General features: G+C 58.0%; 1 pseudogene. It reads right to left on the minus strand.

The features are described 5' to 3' along the window. Positions 1–20: 20 nt before the first annotated feature. Positions 21–819: pseudogene (locus tag C1Y63_RS12440) on the minus strand (hypothetical protein); the annotation flags it as partial.

Consider the following 819-nt stretch of genomic DNA (forward strand, 5'->3'; position numbering starts at 1 on the left):
CCTGAGTTTCACAATTTGGGTTAGTACGTTCCGAACAACTCCCGCTCGTAGTCCTGCCGCATCCGCTTCCGCTCATCACCCTCCCGCGGCTGCGGATACCCCTTCACCGGAAAATCCTGCACAGCAGCCACAATCCGCTGCACCTCCTCCGGCATATACGGCGGGATCTCAACGATCTCGCCATCGGGTTGACGGATCCTGGCCGTCAACACCCTCTCCAACGCCTTCACCACCCACCCCGAAGGCTCATCAGCACACTCAGCCACATGCCGGCACACAGCAACCGCACACATCACCATCGTGATATGCGCTTGAATCATCTCCGGCCGACGCAGATACATCGGACGCGCGTCAAGATCGGACTTCATAATCCGAAAACTAGCTTCCACCTGGAACAACGTGTGATACGCCGCCAAAATCTGCCCCGCAGACGCACCCGATTTATCCAGGTTCGTCAACAACCCCTTCCAACCGGCAAGCTCACGCCTCCGCGCGACCTTGCTGTCATCCACCACAGCCTTCCCACCAATCGTTTTCACAAATCGTGGCTTCGTCAAACTGCTGGTGCCATCGGCATACTTCTTCGCGCGTTGCAGCTGCTCTTCAAGAACCTTGATGTCACGCTCGTACCTCGACGAGGAAAACGACACCACCAACCGCGCCTCGGCTACCTGCTTCCCGCGGATTTTCAAAGCCTTGACCCGCTCAAACACGGTGTCCTTCCCCGCTGTTTGCGGCAGATCGCGCGGCAGCGATGTCGGCCGTTCGCCAACGATGTAATCAATCCCGGCATCATCCAAAGCGCAAAGATTCGCGGCG

The organism is Corynebacterium sp. 13CS0277, assembly GCF_002994655.1.
Classification (GTDB): domain Bacteria; phylum Actinomycetota; class Actinomycetes; order Mycobacteriales; family Mycobacteriaceae; genus Corynebacterium.